At 67.8% G+C, this 16,684-nt stretch carries 16 protein-coding genes and 2 pseudogenes; 11 read left to right on the plus strand and 7 right to left on the minus strand.

The genetic code is table 11. The annotated features are described in order from the left end of the window. Nucleotides 1-450: 450 nt before the first annotated feature. From ACH4TV_RS45510 to ACH4TV_RS45520, 3 genes are all read left to right on the plus strand, one after another. Nucleotides 451-969 carry a DUF6232 family protein gene (locus ACH4TV_RS45510; RefSeq protein WP_398407350.1) on the plus strand — a complete coding sequence of 173 codons (519 nt, stop codon included), beginning with the start codon at nt 451-453 and terminating at the stop codon, nt 967-969. Next, nucleotides 966-1,304 carry a hypothetical protein gene (locus ACH4TV_RS45515; RefSeq protein ID WP_398407351.1) on the plus strand — a complete coding sequence of 113 codons (339 nt, stop codon included), beginning with the start codon at nt 966-968 and terminating at the stop codon, nt 1,302-1,304. Before ACH4TV_RS45510 ends, ACH4TV_RS45515 begins: the two co-directional genes overlap by 4 nt. Before the next feature lie 167 nt (nt 1,305-1,471). Continuing rightward, nucleotides 1,472-2,680 carry an FAD-dependent monooxygenase gene (locus tag ACH4TV_RS45520; protein ID WP_398407352.1) on the plus strand — a complete coding sequence of 403 codons (1,209 nt, stop codon included), beginning with the start codon at nt 1,472-1,474 and terminating at the stop codon, nt 2,678-2,680. 42 nt (nt 2,681-2,722) lie between these two features. On the opposite strand, the gene ACH4TV_RS45525 is transcribed toward ACH4TV_RS45520, so the two are convergent. The 4 genes from ACH4TV_RS45525 to ACH4TV_RS45540 all read right to left on the minus strand — a co-directional run bounded on the left by ACH4TV_RS45525 (nt 2,723) and on the right by ACH4TV_RS45540 (nt 6,377). Continuing rightward, nucleotides 2,723-3,997 carry a sugar ABC transporter permease gene (locus tag ACH4TV_RS45525; protein ID WP_398407353.1) on the minus strand — a complete coding sequence of 425 codons (1,275 nt, stop codon included), beginning with the start codon at nt 3,995-3,997 and terminating at the stop codon, nt 2,723-2,725. Continuing rightward, on the minus strand, nt 3,988-4,770 hold the full coding sequence (locus ACH4TV_RS45530; RefSeq protein ID WP_398407354.1) for an ATP-binding cassette domain-containing protein: 783 nt from the start codon (nt 4,768-4,770) through the stop codon (nt 3,988-3,990). The genes ACH4TV_RS45525 and ACH4TV_RS45530 overlap by 10 nt, the downstream gene beginning before the upstream one ends. Further along, nucleotides 4,770-5,870: a sugar ABC transporter substrate-binding protein gene (locus tag ACH4TV_RS45535; protein WP_398407355.1), complete on the minus strand. Its 1,101-nt coding sequence runs from the start codon at nt 5,868-5,870 to the stop codon at nt 4,770-4,772. Before ACH4TV_RS45535 ends, ACH4TV_RS45530 begins: the two co-directional genes overlap by 1 nt. A 144-nt stretch (nt 5,871-6,014) precedes the next feature. Then, a complete protein-coding gene (locus ACH4TV_RS45540) occupies nt 6,015-6,377 on the minus strand; it encodes a hypothetical protein (RefSeq protein ID WP_398407356.1) in 363 nt (120 codons plus the stop codon). 436 nt (nt 6,378-6,813) lie between these two features. Here ACH4TV_RS45540 and ACH4TV_RS45545 point away from each other — a divergent pair, with 436 nt between their 5' ends. Next, nucleotides 6,814-6,984, plus strand: coding sequence for a hypothetical protein (locus ACH4TV_RS45545; protein WP_398407357.1), 171 nt, complete (start codon nt 6,814-6,816; stop codon nt 6,982-6,984). Between the two features lie 79 nt (nt 6,985-7,063). On the opposite strand, the gene ACH4TV_RS45550 is transcribed toward ACH4TV_RS45545, so the two are convergent. Beyond that, nucleotides 7,064-7,474: a DUF3592 domain-containing protein gene (locus tag ACH4TV_RS45550; RefSeq protein ID WP_398407358.1), complete on the minus strand. Its 411-nt coding sequence runs from the start codon at nt 7,472-7,474 to the stop codon at nt 7,064-7,066. A 1,743-nt stretch (nt 7,475-9,217) separates the two neighbouring features. On the opposite strand from ACH4TV_RS45550, the pseudogene ACH4TV_RS45555 reads away from it, so the two are divergent. Further along, nucleotides 9,218-9,943: pseudogene (locus ACH4TV_RS45555) on the plus strand (LacI family DNA-binding transcriptional regulator); the annotation flags it as partial. A 1,077-nt stretch (nt 9,944-11,020) separates the two neighbouring features. Continuing rightward, the gene (locus ACH4TV_RS45560; RefSeq protein ID WP_398407359.1) at nt 11,021-11,479 is read left to right on the plus strand and encodes a hypothetical protein; all 459 of its coding nucleotides are present in this window, start codon (nt 11,021-11,023) and stop codon (nt 11,477-11,479) included. A 123-nt stretch (nt 11,480-11,602) separates the two neighbouring features. Here ACH4TV_RS45560 and ACH4TV_RS45565 read toward each other — a convergent pair whose 3' ends face one another. Further along, on the minus strand, nt 11,603-12,850 hold the full coding sequence (locus ACH4TV_RS45565) for an XRE family transcriptional regulator (protein WP_398407360.1): 1,248 nt from the start codon (nt 12,848-12,850) through the stop codon (nt 11,603-11,605). A gap of 158 nt (nt 12,851-13,008) precedes the next feature. Beyond that, nucleotides 13,009-13,389, minus strand: coding sequence for a GntR family transcriptional regulator (locus ACH4TV_RS45570; RefSeq protein ID WP_143677191.1), 381 nt, complete (start codon nt 13,387-13,389; stop codon nt 13,009-13,011). A gap of 456 nt (nt 13,390-13,845) precedes the next feature. Here ACH4TV_RS45570 and ACH4TV_RS45575 point away from each other — a divergent pair, with 456 nt between their 5' ends. The 5 genes and pseudogenes from ACH4TV_RS45575 to ACH4TV_RS45595 all read left to right on the plus strand — a co-directional run bounded on the left by ACH4TV_RS45575 (nt 13,846) and on the right by ACH4TV_RS45595 (nt 16,555). After that, entirely contained in the window at nt 13,846-14,613 is a 768-nt protein-coding gene (locus tag ACH4TV_RS45575) for a DUF4097 family beta strand repeat-containing protein (protein WP_398407361.1), read from the plus strand. Nucleotides 14,614-14,771: 158 nt separating this feature from the next. Beyond that, nucleotides 14,772-15,062 carry a hypothetical protein gene (locus tag ACH4TV_RS45580; protein ID WP_398407362.1) on the plus strand — a complete coding sequence of 97 codons (291 nt, stop codon included), beginning with the start codon at nt 14,772-14,774 and terminating at the stop codon, nt 15,060-15,062. After that, entirely contained in the window at nt 15,059-15,205 is a 147-nt protein-coding gene (locus tag ACH4TV_RS45585) for a hypothetical protein (RefSeq protein ID WP_398407363.1), read from the plus strand. The genes ACH4TV_RS45580 and ACH4TV_RS45585 overlap by 4 nt, the downstream gene beginning before the upstream one ends. After that, a complete protein-coding gene (locus ACH4TV_RS45590) occupies nt 15,202-16,191 on the plus strand; it encodes a DUF2637 domain-containing protein (protein ID WP_398407364.1) in 990 nt (329 codons plus the stop codon). The genes ACH4TV_RS45585 and ACH4TV_RS45590 overlap by 4 nt, the downstream gene beginning before the upstream one ends. Then, nucleotides 16,191-16,555: pseudogene (locus ACH4TV_RS45595) on the plus strand (RRQRL motif-containing zinc-binding protein). Before ACH4TV_RS45590 ends, ACH4TV_RS45595 begins: the two are co-directional and overlap by 1 nt. Nucleotides 16,556-16,684: the final 129 nt, after the last annotated feature.

A 16,684-nucleotide genomic window follows, 5' to 3' on the forward strand; every position in this document is an offset into this window, starting at 1 on the left:
CCCTCGGACCGAGACCGGAACCTCCTCTGGGGAGGCCGGGAATGGCAGGATCATGACGCAACAAGGAACCAGCCACGCGGAGTCCGACCGGACCACCAGCGCAGCGACCCGAAGGGCAGCTCAGGGCGCCGAACGTTCTCGGCCAGCTTCCCTCGATTTCGCCAGCCGGTGGTGTCGGTCCATCGCGCGGCTCCGAGATCCGTGGAACCGGCACCGTCCGGCTCCTCCCGGATCCCCGTCCATCGTTCGGCACCGGTCCCCACGTGGGGAGGGACCGGTGCCGAATGGCGTTTGGGCCCCCTGCGCAGGCACGTCGCGTTGGAGAACTTCTGAATCCAGGGTTCACCCATCTGGGTGACAGCCCCTCAAAACCCGTAAGGATATTCCCTTTCGCCCTACCGTCCATTCTGTCGCCCCCCACACGTATTCACGGAACAGAGGAGGCAGACTGTGACATTGCCCAGTAATTCAGGGGTCGAAGTCCGGGTAAATGAAGGTGTTCTCTGGGTGTCGGGCGAGGCCTACCCGCTGCGCAACATCTCCCATGTCGGCCAGCGCATGCTGGAGGTGGACAAGGCCGCGGCGTGGAAGAAATTCATCCTGCGCTCCCTCCTCTGCCTGTTCGTCGGCGGAATCGTGGTGAGCGGGGCCGGCAACTTCGGCGTGATCCTCCTGCTCGCCGTGGAGGCGTTCCTGATCTGGCGGCTGGTCACGGCCATCTCCAAACCGCCGCTGTACGGCCTGGTACTCAACACCTCCGGCACCCAGCGCGACGCCGTGTGGTCCACGGACAGCGGCGAGATCCACCACCTCGTCCACGAGATCACCAAGGCGATCGGCCACCCCGACGTGGCGCAGGTGATCTACAACGTGCAGCACGCCGTCGTGGGCGACCAGATCAACCAGTACGGCTCCGGCAGCATCGGCAAGGCCCAGCACAGCGGCTCCGGCAACATCGCGGCCTCATGACCGACGGCACCTACAACCAGTACGGCTCCGGCAGCATCGGCAGCGCCGAACACACCGGCTCCGGGGACATCGTGGCCGGCGGCAAGCACATCCACGGCCCAGGGCCGGGGGAGCAGGCGATCGACGTACTCCTCCGGGAGGTCGAGGCACTGCGCGCGCACCTCGACGCGAGTGACCGGGCGGAGGTGGACGCGGCAATCGGCGAGATCAACTCGAATCCGCCCCCGGAGCGATTCAACAAACTGCTCCAGAAGATCGCCGGAATCGCGACCCTCGTCGGGGCTGCGGGAACTCCGGTAATCACCGCGATCAAGATGCTGCTGGGATCTCCGTAAAGCAACGCGCGCAGGACGATTCCCGGCTGAATTCAGGTCCCGGCCTCTCGACGGCAACAGTCCGTACGGCGAGGATCGATCCGTACGACGCCGTGAATCCGTAGGGGCGGACGGGCTCGGACGGGGGCGCACGGTGACGGGCCGGGGCGAACGGGGGCGGGCGGGGTATGAGGGCGATCGTCGTGGGTGCGGGAATCGGCGGGCTGGCGGCGACGCTGAGCCTGCGCCGGGCCGGCTGCGAGGTCACGCTCCTCGAACGGACGCCGAGGTTCACCGAGATCGGCGCCGGCATCCAGCTCGCGCCCAACGCCACCCGCGTCCTGCGTCGGCTGGGCCTGCTCGACACGGTCGCCGCCCGGGCCGCCCGCCCCGCCGGACTGAGCTTCCGCACCTGGTCGGACGGCGCCGAGATCTGCCGCTACGCCCTGGGGCCCGAGGCCGAGGACGCGTTCGGGGCGCCCTACCTCCAGGTCCACCGGGCCGACCTGCACCAGGCCCTGGCCGCGACCGTCCCGTCCCACTCGGTGCGCCTGGACACCGAGGTCGTGGGAATCGACCAGGACGACAGGTCGGCGTACGTGACGACAGCGCACGGCGAGCGACTGGGCGCCGACCTGGTCGTGGCCGCGGACGGGGTGCGCTCGGCGGCCCGCCGGTGGCTCTTCGGCGCCGACGAGGCGGTCTTCTCCGGCACCGCCGCCTACCGGGCGCTGCTCCCGGCCGCCGAGGTGGCGGACCTGGACCTGCCGGACTACGCGGGCTGGCTGGGACCGGACCGGCACGTCGTCCACTACTGGGTGCGCCGGGGTGAACTCCTCAACCTCGTGGCCGTGTTCCGGACGCAGGCGCCGGCGCAGGAGTCATGGACCGCGCAGGCGGAACCGGGGGAGCAGCTGCGCGAGTTCGCCGGCTGGGACCGCCGGGTGCGCACCGCCCTCGAACGCGCGGGGCGGGTGTTCCGCTACGGCATCCACACCCGTACCCCGCTCGCCCGCTGGAACACCGGCCGGGTGACCCTGCTCGGCGACAGCGCCCACGCGATGACACCGTTCCAGGCCCAGGGCGCGGCCCAGGCACTCATGGACGCGGCCGTCCTCGGCGACACCCTCGCGGACACGACACCGGCCGAGGTCCCCGACGCGCTCACCCGGTACGTACGCCGACGGCTCGCGACCGCCACGAGCGTGCAGGCCGGTTCGGCGAGCGCGGGCGACGTCTACCACCTGCCGGACGGCCCGGAGGCCGAGGCCCGAAACGCCGGCATGAGGGCCCTCGCGACCGTGAACAGGTTCGGCCCGCACGCGACGACGTGGGGGGACGACGACGTCCTGGACGCGGAGGCAAGAGCGGACGAGAAAACCTCGGGCAGCCCGTAACCACGGGCCGGCCGTGACCATGCCGCACCCTCACACCCGCCCTCACACCCGTCGGCGCGACTCCGCGGTGCGCCGTGCCAGCGAGTCGAAGATCACCGCGGTGATCAGCACCCCGCCGGTGATCATGAACTGGACCGCGGTCTCGACGCCCAGCAGCGCCATGCCCGAGGCGATCGACTGGATGATGAGCACCCCCAGCAGCGCCGACCAGGTCGAGCCACGGCCGCCGAACAGACTGGTGCCGCCGATGACGGCGGCGGCGATGGCGTTGATCAGCAGGCTGCCGGAGCCCGAGACCGGGCTCGCCGAGGTGAACCGCGACGCGACGAACAGGCCGCCGGTCGCGGCCAGGGTCCCCGACACCATGAACACCGAGATCCGCACGCGCGTCACATCGACACCGGCCCGCCGGGCCGCCTCCGCACCGCCGCCCAGGGAGAGGATCTGGCGGCCGTAGGGCGTACGGCGCAGGAAGAGGTCCGAGGTGACGATCACCCCGAGGAAGATCAGCAGCGCCAGCGGCAGGCCCTCGAATCGGCCCAGTACATGGACGGTGGTGAACGCGACCACCGCGAGAAGGGCCGTACGCACCCAGATCTCGCCCGTCCGCCGGTATGGCATCCCGGCCCCGCTCCGGCGCCCGCGGTCGCGGTAGGAGACGAGCAGGTACCCGGCCGTACAGAGCGCCGCCAGGCCGTAGGTGAAGCCGGGGGCGCTGTAGTAGCGGCTGGTCAGCGTGGCGACCAGCCCGTCCTCGCTGAAGTGGATGGAGCTGTCAGGCCCCAGCAGGTAGAGCATCAGACCGCTCCAGGCCAGCAGACCCGCGAGGGTGACGACGAACGCCGGTACGCCGATCCTGGCGAACAGGAACCCGTGGACGGCCCCGATGACCGCCCCGCAGATCACCGCGATGATCACGGCGAGCCACTCCGTCATGCCGACGTTCACGTTCAGCGCCGCGAACACTGCGCCCGACAGACCGGCGAGCGAGCCCACCGACAGGTCGATCTCGCCGATCAGCAGGACGAACACGATGCCGACGGCGACCATGCCGGTGCCGACGATGTCCACGCTGAGCACGGACAGGTTGCGCGGCGAGAGAAAGTGGTCGTTGAGACTCTGGAAGACCGCCCAGGTCACGGCGAGGGCGAGCAGCACCGGGGCGGGGCCGAGATCACCCTCGCGCAGTCTGCGGCGCACGGCGACGCCGGACCCCTTGAGCCGTCCGGCGTACCAAGGGCGTCCGTCCCGGTGCCGGCCGCCCTTGGACGCGGCACCGGCCCCCGGCTCCGGGGACCCGCTCTCCTTCACGGCCATACCTCCTCCGGGCGGGCGCGGTGATGGGCGGCGTTGTCCACCGCGCCGGTGATGGAGGAGATGATCTGTTCCTGGGAGGTCGTGTTCACGTCGAAGAGACCGTTGTTGCGGCCGAGGCGCAGGACGGCGACCCGGTCGGCGACGGCCTTGATGTCACTCATGTTGTGGCTGATGAGGAGCACCCCGAGGCCCTGGTCGCGCAGCTCCTCGATCAGGTCGAGAAGCTGGTTGGTCTGCTCGACGCCCAGGGAGGCGGTGGGCTCGTCGAGCAGGAGCAGCCGGGGCGCCCCGACGAACGAGCGGGTGATCGCGACGACCTGCCGCTGGCCGCCGGAGAGGGTCGCGAGCGGCACCCGCACATCGGGGATACGGATGGACAGGGTGTGCAGCAGCTCGCGGGTGCGGCGCTCCATTTCCACCTCGTCGAGGATGCCGAACCGGTGGATCTCCCGGCCGAGGAAGAGATTGCCGACGACATCGAGGTTGTCGCACATCGCGAGGTCCTGGTAGACGGTTGCGATCCCCAGCCCCTGGGCATCCTGGGGGCGCCTGATCTGGACGGCGCTGCCCTGCCACTCGATGACGCCCCTGTCGGCGGGACCGACCCCCGAGATCACCTTGATGAGGGTGGACTTGCCGGCGGCGTTGTCACCGACCAGGGCGACCACCTCCCCGGCCCTGACCTCCAGCTCGACGTCGACCAGCGCCTGTACGGCGGCGAACCGCTTGGAGACGCCGCGCAACGCCAGCAGGGGGGCCGGCCTGGGGCTCATCAGGTGAGTCCCGCCTTGTCGCAGGCCGCCCGGAGGCTCGGCGGGGCGCAGATCTGGCCGACGGTGTACATACCGTCCTTGACCAGGGTGTCCTTGATGTTGCCGACCGTCACCGAGACCGACGGGAGCAGGACCGCCGGGATGTCCTCGGTGGTGGCGTTGTCGACGGAACCGGTGGCGACGGACCCGACCGACCCGCCGCGCCCCAGGGCGACGGCCATTTCGACGGTGGCGTCGGTCGCACGCTTGAAGGGCTTGTAGATGGTCATGGACTGGTCGCCCTTGACGATGCGCCGCACCGCCGCGAGGTCGGCGTCCTGGCCGGTGATCGGGGGCAGCGGCCTGACCTTGGCGGCGTTGAAAGCGGAGACCACGGCACCGGCCATGCTGTCGTTCGCGGAGAGGACCCCGTCGATGTTCTCCGCGCCCAGGGCGGCGATGGCGCCGGTCATGTTGACGTAGGCGTTCTCCGGCCGCCAGCCGACCGTGTCGTACGACTTGCTGATCGTCACTTTGCCCTTGAGGACGGAGAGCGCTCCGTCCTTGTACCAGCCGGCGTTGGGATCGGTCGTGGCGCCGTTCATCATGACGATCCGGCCGCCGTCGGCCTTCGTACCCATGGCCTTGAGGAGCGCCTCGCCCTGGAGTCTGCCGACCTGCGCCCCGTCGAACGTGACGTAACCGGAGATCGGCCCCTGAGCGAGCCGGTCATAGGCGACGACCGGGATACCGGCCCGGTCCGCGGCCTCGACGGACGAACGCATCAGCTGGGGATCGACGGCGGCGAGGATCAGAACATCCATACCCCGGGTGATCATGGCGTCGAACTGCTGCTGCTGGACCGCCGGGTCGGGCGTCGCGGCGACGGTCGCCGCCGGGCAGCCCGGACACAGCTGCTTCAGCTTCTGCTCGATCAGCGGCTTGTCGAACTGCCCGAAGCGAGACGCTCCACCACCCGGGAGCAGTACGCCGACGGTGAGACTGTCGTCGCCACTGCCCCCGCCCTCGCTGCCGCCGTCCCCGCCCCCACCGCAGGCCCCGGTCAGAGCCAGACCGACGGCAACCGCGACCGCCACGCACATACGGGTAACGGGATCCATCGTCGGTTCCTTAGAACTTTGTCCGACATTGGCACGTAAAGAGAGCTTCAAGACAAGCGTAGCCAAGCCACCGCAGTCCCGCTCAGGCCCGAAGATCCCGAATGACGCCCTGGAGGCCCCAGACGCCCTGGACCCCCTAGATGCCTAGAGGTGCAGCAGCCGCTGGGTGATCTCCCGGTACTGCCGCAACGCGAGCCGAAGTTCGTCGGCCTGCGTCCCGGAACCCTGGTCCTGCCCCGGCAGCCCCTGCCAGCCGGCGCGGAGGAGAGTCCGTCGTTCCGCGAGGGCGTTCACCAGGTGGGCGACGGCGTCGTCGTAGGCGCCCTCGGCCTCTTCCAGCGCCTCGCGAGGGGTCTCGGCGAAGTGGTTGATGGCCCGCCCCAGGCGCCCGACGATCTCGTCCCGTTCGGCCGCCCCGACCAACGGCTCCGGGCCGGTGCTCCGGCGCGGGGCGCGGCCGGCGGACTGGTCGGAGGACTGCTGGGCGCGTGTCTGGTCGTACATCATCGGTGCCGCTTCCCTTGCGCCCGAAGGCGTCCTCGGTCTTCTCGACAGCCTGTTCCAGGCTCCCGGAGACCCGGTCGGTCCTGCGTCGGCGCTGCGGTCACCTGGTGCCGGTGACTCGGCCGAGGTCCTCCGTGATCCCGCCCTTCGTCGTCCGCGTCATGATCCTGGTCGTGATCCTGACCGTCCGGGCAACAGCCGCGACCGACCTCGCCGTTGTCCGACGGGCACGTCCCCGCGGGGCCGGGCGGGCGAGGAGGCGGAAAGCTTCGCCGGCCGAGCCGGAGCGGCACCGCCCTGCGCCGTACTTGCCAGTCAACGTGCGGCACCGACCCGTGTCAACGCGGCGGTCACGCGATGCGGTCGGCCTGGTCTCGGAGCGTGCCGGACCGGACGTTCCCACGCCTCCGATCCGAGCCTCGGCGGCACCGGCGACCCGGTGCTCCAGCACGCCCGCAACCTGGGGGAGATGCAACTCGGCATCACCCTCTACGACAGCGGACACCTCAACCAGGCCGACTGCCTGGTGACGGCCACCTGCGTCGAGACCCGACGCAGTGGCATGATCCGCAGCGAGATCGCCGCTGAGACCGCCGCCGGTCCCGAGTAGATCTTGGTTCCCCTCTGCTGTACCGATGCCGTCTCCGTGGCACACACCCCGGACTCGAAACTATGGGCGCCGAGTTCCGTCAGGCGTAGTACAGGACGGTGTATATCTCCAGGGGCACGAAGATGACGAGCCAAGCGACGATCGCATAGGTTGCGAAACGCCATCCGGTGATATCGCCCATCTCCGCTGTCAGCCGTGAAGTCCGGGGATCGGACCGGTCATAGATGACCTCGACGTCCTCACCTTCGTCGGCGAACGGCCAGCCCCGTCCTTCGGTCCGTCCCTGCAAGGGCTTCTCTTGCCCCACCGGCGAGTACTCGTAGACCGCGAAATATGCGCCTTCATTCGACACTACGCGCAGGCATTTTCCAGTAACGGTGACACCGCGTCGGCGCAGATTCCGCCGGGTGATGAGCGGCCACGAGGCGAAAGGAAGGAAAAGGAGAGGGGCGACGGCAAGAATCCCAACAATCCATATGGCCGGATGCAACTTAGGCTCCTCCTTGGTTTCGAAACCGATAGTGCAGGCCACCTGCGGCGTGAGACGGTCACCCGCGTTCCGCGACGTTGCTGTACTTCTCTGCTGTAGCGCTCGACATAGGGCAGGTGATCGGTGGAGCGGCTGGTACCCAACTCTTTCAAATCTCTGCAGAATCATGCGGCGCGAGTGCTTCACCGCAGCGCTTGCGACCCACAGCGCCCGGCTGTGAAACGGAGCAGCGCCGCAGAGCGTCCTGGCGCAGTGCATCCGGGCACGACGGATGCCTGAGCGCCTCGCGGGCCAAGGACAGGCGGGAGCCGCCGTACTGCTGGACCTCCTTTTGCAGCCCGCTGTCGATCGCGGCCTGAGTGTCCACTCCGGAGCTGAGCCGCTGAGCGAGCCACGGAGCAATGCCAGCAGTAGATCGTCGCGAGGGGTTCCTTCCGGCAGGAGTCGCGCCTTCTCCACCGCCATGCGAATCAGCGGCGAGCCCGGGCTCGCCTCCGCGGCGACGGCGTGGAGAAATTCGATGGGGAGCCCGGATTGCGGCTCGTCGGTGGTCATGCAGTTCCCCCACGATTCGTCATGGCTGCGCGGTGTCCATCGTGGTCCACGCCACTGACATCTGGGCGGCAACCGCCCAGAGTGCGGCACGCCGGAGGTCGTTCTGCTTGCTCTGGACGGCTGTCCAGGCGCGCTGTCACTCGTACGAGTCATTGCGGGCTGCCCGTGCCCGGTGTGGGCTGGGCCCATGCATCGGTGGTCTCCTTTGAATGATCGGCGGCGGGCACTTCTCGGCCGGCTCGCGGGAGGCGAGGCACTTGATGCGCAGGGCGCGAGCGAGTGGAGTGCGCTGTACGCATTGCGAGATCGCGGGCTGGTGACGGTCAAGCGCGGTGGCGGGGCCGTCCAGGTACAGGTCACGCTCGCCGGAAACTTCTATGTTGAGCATGGCCGTCATTCGGATCGGCCTGAGCAGGTTGATGACGCCGCGGGCGTCACTTCTGGCCCAGGCGAGCCGCATGATGCCTCATCAGCTAGCGCCAGGCCCCGGTCTGCGAGCGGCAGGCGGAGCCCCGTGCCGTACAGCGAGAGGCCCGTCGCTCGGGCGCGGCGCGCTAAGGCGACCGAACTCGTCGAGCGGCTCGTCGCTGAGGGGAGCGTCGTCGTTTCCGATCCCGACGAGGAGGAGGTGACGGAGTGGCGGCGTGGCGTCAACTATGCGAAGAGGCATGGTCTTGAGCCTCCTGGCAAGCGCATCGAGAAGCAGCGTCATGGCCAACGCGGGATGCAGCTGTACCTGGCGAAGGGCCCGCACGCGAACTCGCGAGGGCAGGCGCCAGATGACGTACCGCGCGTCAGGGTTCCCACGCAGCTGCGTTCGGTGTACCCGGTCGCGGCGGCGCTGAGGGACAACGAGAAGTGCGTGAGGATGCCGATCGCACTCTGGCGCCGTGCGCTCCTGCTGTTTCAGGGCCTGGCGGCCGAGGCCGCGCGGCGGGGGTACGTCGTGATGGACCGGCCAGGCTGCTCGTGGCACGTCGGGGAGGTCGACGTAGTCATCGACGGTTACGCCTGCGCTGTCACGATCCAGCAGGAGTTCCCCAGTCCACTGATCCTGAGCGTTCCCGGAAACTCGTCATCGAGCTCGGTTACCCGCGCTCCGACCGGCAGAGCAGATCGGCAGGCTTGGCTGCATCGCCAGGCTCGAACTGTGCGCTGGACGAGGCCCTTGATACCCGCCAGCGGTCCGCCGCGGTGCTTGCCAGCCACATCGCCCGGACGAAACCGAAGCCTTGCGAGTGCCACGGACTGACCTACGTCTTCCGCGGCCACGGAACCGCCAACGGGTCCGCGAGTCGCCCGGGGGCGAAACTGGCCGACGTGGCTCGCCGCGCCGGCGTCTCGACCGGCACCGTTTCCACCGTCCTCAACCGCCCGGACGCTGTGGCGGAGCCGACTCGGCTCAAGGTGCTGGAGGCCATCACCGATCTCGGGTACGTCCGCAACGCCGGATCAGGGGAGTTGGCCGCCCACTGGCGACGCTCTGGCTTCGCCACGTGGCTCTTTCAGCCGGCCGTCACAGGGCGGTACCCCGGGCGCGGCACTCAGGAAGAGCACCCGGTGCCCGTAGTGGCCGAGCCATGGCCTGGCATCCCGGCGCGCGGACGAGGCGCCTCCAAGCGGGCTGAAGCGTGCTGGGTGCCGATCGCTCCGGGGCTGACCCCGCACGGGTTGCGCCACACTCACAAGACCCTGATGAGGGAAGTGGGGACCCCGCCGAAGCTCATGGACGAACGCTTGGGCCATGAGGACGGTTTCGTTCGGTCGCGCTATGACCACATCACGGCCGGCATGCGGCAGAGGCTGATGAACGCGCTCACCGGCATGTGGGAGGAAGCGTTGAACGCGCGTCGGGAGATGAGTCCCGGCTCGCCCGTAGCTGCTCTGGACGCGTTGCTGAAGGCTCGCCGGTAGGGCGCCGGCCTGGAGACGATTCCAAAATCTTCTCCAGGATTTCTCCAGAGGAGCCCTGAGAAACAGGTCAGGCCCGGTGCTGATTTCTCAGCATCGGGCCTGACCTGGCGTTTTACTGTCGGGGTGGCGGGATTTGAACCCACGACCTCTTCGTCCCGAACGCGGTCAGAGGCCTCCGGTGCCTGGCAACCAAGCTATCAGGGCTGCTCGTTCGGCTCCGGGACTGTCCACTACTGTCCGGGACCGTCCTCGTGAGGCTGCACCGTTTGGCCCCCTGTTTGGCCCCCTCTGGGGAGGGGCATGCCACTGCCAGGGTTGCGTGAAGCGCGCGGGAGGGCGCGTGGGCGTCGTGCGTCACCATCGCTTGCCTAGGCTGGGGGCTTATACCACGTATGGGTGAGTCTGGCTGTGATCGTGTCTACGTTGAGATTGGGCAGGAGTGACCACTTTCACACCCTGCCTACGTTTCGCTACCCTCAGAACTGACGTATGGCACATCGGTGAAGGCGCAGGTCGTCGGCATGCTGTGCAAAGTGTAGTCAAATCCACAGACAGCCCTTTACCTTATCGTGACACACTCTCGTTACGGTGAAAGAGCGCAACTTCCACACGCGGAGTCGTCGCCTGGGGCACTCTAGGGCGTGAGGGGGACATGGCGTTCGTGTTCGGGCGTAAGAGGGAACACCTCGAAGACGATCTAGAACTGTCTCAGTATGGGAGCAAGAAGACTCCAAAGGATGGGCCCGCGTTCCGCACCCAACCGCGTGAGAGGGACAAGGGGGCAGTCTCGATGACACGAGGACGGCTGTCCGCTGGGCAGGCTCACAGCGTTGTGGGGCTTCAAGCGCCGCGCGAGGGAGATGGTGTGAGGTGCACCACAGCGGGAAGACTTAGAGCGTCTGGCTTCGTAGTAATACCGAAGCCATCTCAGATCAACCCGAACCATGTACTCGTGTCGATCACAGGTGGTGGCGCCTGGTCGCCGGACGATGCGAAACGCTTCGATGAGTGTTTCACTGAGACTCCGGAGTGGCTGGAGAGTGCTTCCGTTGACTCAGGAGAGGAAGGGGCAGGCAGGTGAAAGGGCGAATCGTTCTAGAGCTTGAAGCGCGACCGTGGCTTCCTTCCAATTCCGTCCGCATGATTCGTGAGCTGAACTACTACGACATGCCGACCCAAGGCATCCTGAGGGATCGGTTCCTGCCGCGCTACTACTTCTTCGCCTGCATCGATGGTGCGGTGAACGAGTACAGCATGTGGGTTTATGTCTCAATCTCAAGGACTGAGGCGCGTCAGCTGAAGAAGCTGAGCGGCAACGCCTTGCGTGCCTTCGAGGCGATCCTCCTTGTTGATCGTCCCGTGGACGTAGTCATGGCTCACGAAGATCGTGGCATTGTGCACAAAGGGCAAGCCAAGATCGTTGTCCAGGGCCCGCTCCCCGTGTCCGAGCCGAAGCTGGCCCAAGAGGCCTGGTCGTCTGTCAACAAGCAGATCAGGGCTGAAGCTGGCGCGATCGAGCGAATGGTTCCCTGCTAGTTTTGCGGATGCCACTTGGGGCGGCTACAGTGCGTATGCACTGTAGCCGCCCCAAGTGGGCGCTGGCTCCGGAAAATGGCTGTAATGCCAATTAGCACACGCTGGCTTTCTGGGGTGGTCATCTCATTGTGGTAGGAAACCTGGCTTCTCTTGCCCAAGGGTTTGAAGCTTTGCCAGGTAATCTTGCGCGGCGGGTTCCGACCCGTAACGGCGTTTCATCTCGGCAGCAAGTTCGCGGCTGGTCATGATGAGTGACGGCACCGATTGACGGTCGCCTTCGAGAGCACGGGCCCCCATCATGAGTGCCTGCTCCAAGTCGCCCTCACGTGCTGCCGTTACTCCCAGCGTGACTCGGGCTTCCGCGTTGCGCATCGGCGAGCGCTCGCGTCCGTCGAAGTCTGTTCCGGCCCTGAGTACTTCCTCTGCGAGGGTGCGCGCGAGCTTGTCCTCACCGACCAGGCGGTAGCAGTCCATCGAGTAGAAGTCGAACTTGGCGGGGTCCACCACGAAGTGGTTGTCGAGGTTGTCGGGGTGCGGCATCCCTTCGAGCAGGCGCCGCCCTTTGTCGAGGGCTACCTCGACTTGCCGGCGGTCGCCGAGCCGAGCCCATGCCTTGGCTTCCTGGCCTGCGAGCTGCACCGCCACGCTGTGGTGCGGCGCCACCTCACCTCCGGCCTGCGCTGCCGAGATCACGCCGCGGTAGTCGCCGGTCGTGAGTGCGAACCATGCCCGCATCTCGTGTGCCCATCCGGCGACCTCTGGATGGTCGGCTTCCGTAGCGAGTGAGAGAGCCGCGCGCCGTGTCGACTCGGCAGCGTGACGGTCTCCCATGTCGTACTCGACGCAGCCGACCAGGAGCGCGAGCCAGCCGGACAGGGCGAGCACCTCGCGGTGCTGGGCGAGCGTGAGGCTCTTCGTGTGGAGTTCGACGACGCGCCGCAGCCACTGGCGCCCCTCGATGATGAGCTGCCCGCTTGGCATGTACGGGTACTCCGAGCACAGCCGATCGGTGGTGATCCGCAGAGCATCGAGCGTGGCGCTGTCGACATCGGACCGGTTCAGCCGGCTCACGATCTCCAACGTCTCCATGCCGCTCGCCGCCAAGATCTCCCGGTCTCCATCTCGCCGCGCTGGCGCCGGGAAGAGCGCATGGGTCACGGTGCCGAACACGGCCGCGATGATCGGTTGGTAGAAGTCGTTCGGTGTCTGGCCGGACTCCCAGCGCTTCCACTGGCGGATCATGCTGTCTTCCGCCGGCAGCTCCGTCGGAGCGTGCGCCCGTAGAGCCCTGACTGCGTCACGCTGCGACCAGTCGCGCGCCGCGCGTTCAGCCGCGATCCGTCGCGCCCATGCGGGCCTGTCGTCGGTCATGCGCCCTCCTCCGAGTACCTGCTCCGAGTCTCGCGCGCGAGCCGGGGGGACAGGGAAGGTGACAGGGGGGTGTCACCGGGCATGTCCCCTCCCCTGCTCTGCCGTCCCCGGGCTGTCACTTACCTCACAACTCCCTTTCCTCGCATGCTGGTTGCAGATCACGCACCACCCGGTTCGGAGCGACTTTCGAGCGCTTCGACCCTGCCGCGAAGTTCCGAGACTTGGGAGGTGAGATGTTCGAGCCGGCGCAGCACTTCGGGAACGTCGACAACCGCGTCGGTTCCGCTGCCTTCGCCGGCCTGCTCCGGGTCGCGGGCATAGCTGCCCCGCGACGTCGTCATGATGAGCCCATCCTCACGGAGGATCGCAAGGGCTCGCTGCACTGTCATTCCCGAGATCTTGAACCGTTCGGTCAAGTCTCGCACGGAGCCCACATGCCCACCGGGCTTGATGTCGCCACGCAGGATCTCTTGCCGCAGGATGTCGGCCGCCTGCTCGGACTCTGGCCTTGGGTCGTCTTTCGAGATTTCAGCGCTCATCACGCCATCGAGCGTACCCACCCCTAGTACGACCTAGCACGAATCTGCGGCGACCTCTTGCGCCATGGTGCGTGCTAGTACATGCTGTTACAAGTTAGTACGGCGAGCCCGGAAGGGCTCAGCCGGCTGTACCCGTAAGCGCTTGACCTGCAAGACCGCATGACCAGGAGCCCCGCATCGGACGGGGGGAGGCGACCCGGCGCCTTGGCATTCACCGGAGGGCTCAGACCGAAAGGTCACGTCTCCATACGCCTACTTCGAGGCCGGACAGCTCTACCTGACACGGGAGCGCGGTCGCGATGAAGGAGACACACACCACCTCAACTTCCGCCGTCCCGCCGCTTTGCAGCGTGACGGCTCTGCGGGACGGCCGCGTCTCACCACTTCACTGCCGCGGCCGTTCCGCCTGTTCGCGCACGTCGTGTCCCACTCCAACAAGCCTTTGGGGGCTTACCCATGACCGAGCGCATTTTCGACTCCGAGACCTCCGGCCCGATCGTGCTGGGACTGTCGCTGCCGGTCGGCAGCGTCCGTGTCCAGGTGATCGAGAACCTGCTCACCGCCCGCGTGGTGCTGCGCACCGACGACAACACGGGGCCCGCGGCCGACGCGATCAACCGTGCTCGCAGTCAGCAGAACGGGCAGGCGTTCGGCATCGAGGTACCGGAGATGCCGAACGGCGTGGTCGTACAGGGTCGCCGCGGCAGCGTCATTCAGAGCGTCGGCAGCATGAGCATCGTCGGCGGCACGGTCCGGATCAACGGTCGCGTGGTCTCTGGCGGCATGGCCGACATGCAGACCGTCAGCCCGATCGAAGTGACGGTCAACCTGCCCGCGCAGTCCTCCCTTGCGGTCGTCTCGCAGTCTGCGGACACCGAGGTCTACGGCTACGTCGACCGTATGGAGTTCCGCTCCGTCTCCGGTGACCTCGGAGTTGATGGCGTCCGTGAGCTGCGAGCCAACACCACCTCAGGGGATATCCGCGTCGGTCGGGCCACCGAGCAGATCAACGCGCACTCGGTGTCCGGCGACATCAAGGTGCGGCTGTACGACGGTCGCAGCGCCGCCCTGAACACCACCTCTGGGGATGTCGAGGTACAGGCCACCAGCGGCGCCGCCGGGCACGTCAGCGCCCACAGCATCTCCGGCGATGTCGAGGTATCCGGCGCCCGCCACCTGAACGTGTCCGCGGACAGCGTCTCCGGCCGCGTCCGCAACCGCTGATTGCTCTACCGCCCCGATGGTCGCACGGACCGTTCGACTCGGTCCGGGGGCGCTTTCCCCTGCCGCGCTGCGGCTCGGGTTCTTCCGGAACGGCCGCCGTCTCACCAAACGCCTGCGGCTGCTCCGGCTCTATGTCCCTCCCACTTCAGGAGCCTTCCATGCGCACGTACATCGGCCGTCAACAGGCCGTATCCGCTGAGGACTTCGCGGAACTCGCGCTCGGTACCCCGGTTGAGCTGTGGCTCGGGGTCGAGGGCGAGAGCGACGAAGAGCGCGCGGCCCGTCTGGACGCGGCGCGCGACATCCTCGCTGAGCACCCCGAGATGCCCGACGACCTGGTCCGCATCGCGGCCGAGGTTGTCGAGGCGCACCCCGAGTTGTTCGACGTCATCCCCCTGGCTCGGTTCGCCGGCCGCCGCGGCTCCGTACGGAAGGGAGCGGCGGCATGAGCGACGACCTGAACTTCGACGACCGCATGTTCCTGGAGAGCCAGGCCGTCTACGAGCAGATCGTCGCCGGACAGGTGGCGGACGTTCAGGCAGAGCTGATGAACGCACAGCTCCGAGCCTCCCAGGGTGGTGAAGTGGCATGACCGCCACAACGACCGCCCTTGCGGCGCCGCCGTCCGGGGTGCCGCCGCTGACCAGGCCGGAGATGGGTCTCGCCGGAATCGCCGCGCTTGCCGCGGCCGGAGTCGGTGCGCTCGGTCTCATCTCCTCCTTCGACGCCGTGTCGGCTGCTGCGGCCCGCTGGGGATTCGGCGAGCCGTGGATGCTGCCGGTCGGTATCGACGTGGCCATTCCGGTGTTCACCGTGGCCAACCTGCTGTTGATCCGGATGGACATGGCGCTTGCGTGGGTCCGGTTCGTGCCTTGGGTGCTCACGCTCATCACGTGCGGGCTGAACGTTGCGGCCGGACAGGGCATGTGGGCGAAGGTCGCGCACGGCACCATGCCGCTGCTGTGGGTGGTGTTCTCCGAGATCGGCGCGCACATCTACGCCGCACGAATCGGCGCGGCCACCGGGCGGCGCATGGAAAAGATCCGGTTCTCTCGGTGGCTGCTCGCGTTCCCGTCGACGTTCGCTCTGTGGCGCCGCATGACGCTGTGGGAGGTCACCTCCTACTCGGAGGCACTGACGCGGGAGAAGGAACGGCAGTTGGCCCGTGCGGACCTGCGCGAGCGCTACGGCCGCAAGTGGCGCTCGAAGACCCCGCGGCGCGAGCGCGTGATGCTGCGCATGGGCGATCTGGCCCCTGCCTCCGAGCACGAGGCGCCCGCCGTGCCCCCGCCGGTACCTCCGGCCGACCCCAAGCCGCGCCCGCGCCGGCAGACGAACTCCAAGGCCAAGGCCAAGCCGCAACGCACCTTCGAGGAACTACTCACCGAAGCGCGTACGGCCACCGCAGAGTGGGCCGACTCGGAGCTGACTGCGGATCGCATCCGTACTGCCGTGCACGTCTCGCAGGCCAACGCTCGCAAGCTGCGCGACCAGTTGCAGGCTGAGCGTGCCGACGGCCGCCCGCTGCACTCCGTGGCTGACTCGGAGGGCGACGGCACAGCGGCTGAGGCTGCGTGATGTACGGCAAGTGCTTCGACCCGACCGGCGCGACGTACGGACTACCCACCTACCCGTGGCGCTACGCCCCCGACGGACTCGCCACCAAACGGCAGTTACGGGCCCGCGGCTTACGTCCCGGCGGGCAGTCGATCGCGGCACAGATCATGCGCCCGCGCTACCGGCGCGGCCCGCCTACCTCTACCGCGTCGACCGCGCCAAGCCCGTCCGGCCGATGACGCCGGGCAAACGGGCCGCGCTCGCCAAGGCGATGCGCGCCCGCCGCACCTGTCCGGCCTGTCGACAGGACGCGGGATACGTCATCCCCACCTCGCTCGGCACGTGCGTGCCCTGCGCCTACCCCGAGGAACAGCGCGCCGCCTGATAGCTACAGGTTGTCCAGGACCCTCGCGACCGCGCGCAGGAGGCGGCCTCTTCTGCGGTGCGCCTTGCTGCAATAGCGCCGTCTGCGCCACCGGCTTCGTGGCTGCACCACCGGTTCGTGGCACCACCA

The sequence above is a fragment of the Streptomyces sp. NPDC020898 genome (assembly GCF_044333925.1).
Classification (GTDB): domain Bacteria; phylum Actinomycetota; class Actinomycetes; order Streptomycetales; family Streptomycetaceae; genus Streptomyces.